The organism is Bradyrhizobium sp. SBR1B (assembly GCF_014198205.1).
In the GTDB taxonomy this organism is placed as follows: domain Bacteria; phylum Pseudomonadota; class Alphaproteobacteria; order Rhizobiales; family Xanthobacteraceae; genus Bradyrhizobium.
In genome coordinates, this window is the sequence record NZ_JACIHC010000033.1 from 35275 (window position 1) to 37470 (window position 2196).

1 pseudogene is annotated in these 2196 nt (G+C 59.4%); it reads right to left on the bottom strand.

Annotation, left to right across the window (positions count from 1 at the left end):
* Positions 1 to 2159, bottom strand: a pseudogene (locus GGD61_RS38125) (hypothetical protein); the annotation flags it as partial.
* Positions 2160 to 2196: the final 37 nt, after the last annotated feature.

Genomic DNA, 2196 nt, shown 5'->3' on the forward strand with positions numbered 1-2196 from the left:
GCTGGCCCCTCTGATAGTTCGGTGAAGAGCGGCGATCTGGCGGCAGCCCTACTGACCGGCGCTGACTGAGCATCGTCACGCAGCTGCTGCAATGTGTACGGCAGGTCAACCAAAGAGTTGAGACTGCGGAAGATGTCTGACGACTGAGCTGGCACGCCTGATGGTTCGGTGAAGAGCGGCGGTCGGCCCGCAGCCCCACCCACCGGCACTGACTGAGCATCGTCACGCAGCTGCTGCGGTGTGTACGGCAGGTCAACCAAAGAGTTGAGACTGCGGAAGATGTCTGACGACTGAGCTGGCACGCCTGACGGTTCAGTGAAGAGCAGGAGTCTGCCTGCAGCCCTACCCACCGGCGCCGACTGAGCATCGTCTTGCATCCGTTGCGGTGTGTACTGCAAATCAACGAAAGAGTTGAGCCCGCGGTAGATGTCGGACGACTGAGCTGTCGCCTCTGATGGTTCGGTGAAGAGCGGCGATCTGGCGGCAGCCCTACTGACCGGCGCTGACTGAGCATCGTCACGCAGCTGCTGCGGTGTGTAAGGCAGGTCAACCAAAGAGTTGAGACTGCGGAAGATGTCTGACGACTGAGCTGGCATGCCTGGTGGTTCGGTGAAGAGCGGCGGTCTGCCCGCAGCCCCACCCACCGGCGCCGACTGAGCATCATCTCGCATCTGTTGCGGCGTATGCGGCAATTCAACGAAAGGATAGTGGCCGCGATAAATGTGTGACGACTGAGCTGGCGTGTCCGATGGTTCCGTGAAGACCGATCGTCTGGCGGCAGCCTCACCGACCGCCACAGACTGGGCATCGTCTTGCATCTGCTGCGGTGTGTATGGGAGATCAACGAAAGAGTTGAGACCGCGGTAGATGTCTGACGACTGAGCTGGCGCGTCCGATGGTCCGATGAAGAGCGGAGGTCCGGCGGCAGCTCTACCCACCGGCGCGGACTGAGCATCGTCTCTCACCTCCTGCGAGGTGTGCGGCAGACCAATGAAAGAGCCGAGACCTCGATAGATCGCTGACGACCCGTCTGGCACCGCTTCCGGCGTCGGCCACTCAAAATCGGACGGTAGGTGCGGCGACCACGTTGAGCTCGACGCGCCACGCCGCGGTTCCCCAATCGCGCTTGGGGAGACGCCAAGCGCAGCATTCGCTTCGACGAGTGATAGGTAGCTCCGAAGCCGATCGAAGCCCATGTCTGCGTTTCGATGGGCTTTTCTGAAGACCGTGTGATCGTCGTTCAGAGACTTTTGCTGCTCAGAGGTGCCGGCAAGTCGGCTCACTATGCTTCCTCGTCCCTTGCTTTGGAGCCATGCGCCGAATTTTCGTTGGTTGCCGGCCCGATTTTGCACATCTTTTATCCGGCTAGTGTCCTCAGGCTTGAGCATGCTCAGCTCTGCCTTTTCCAGGCCATCCATAATGCGAGCGTCATCGGGGTAAAGATGCAATGCGGGCGCTGGGGCAGCATGACCGCTAGCCTTGCGAGACGCACGCGCGCCGGAAACGTGCTTTGCATCGCGAACCCTGTTTAACGCGAACAATAGATGCTCGTCTTTGGGGAACAACTTCTGAGCGACCTCAATGCGCGTCTCGTGATCTAGCGCGGATATCGAATGGCCCGCACGATTAAGCACGTTAGAGAATCTACGAAGGCTACAATCATGACGAGCGGCGCTGCCCGGAGTCATGCCACTGGCATTAAGCCGCTCTGAGAGGGCCGCGTCGTCCGCCGAAGCGATCGTGCGCGGCCGCCCGCCGGAAGCTACATAGCTCGGGTCGTGATACGCCCGAAGGACACTCAACCCCTTCTTCATGTCTTCGTCGTTCGGGAAGTTTGACTTGACATGACGGACCAGGGATTCGTGGTCCCCCAGATCAATCGTTTGCCGATGAGCGCCAAGATGATTTCCAAGTCGGCGAAGCACCTGCGTATAGCGCTTAATCGTGTTCCGGCTCGGCTTTTTTTGAGCCGCGTATTTGGCAATAGCTTTGTCGATAATGTCCCGATTTTCTGCAGAGAGATGGGGATAGTGGCGGCCGCCACCGGAGACATGCCCCCCCACGGGTGGGCGCGCCTCGGTCAAGTGTTGCTCAAAGCTCTCTAGCAGGCTGTTGAAGAACTCAGCCGCGTTCGCAAACGAAGCCTGAATCGTCGCCATTGTGTATGTAGAAATGGCCGACGAGCCTGCCAGCAGT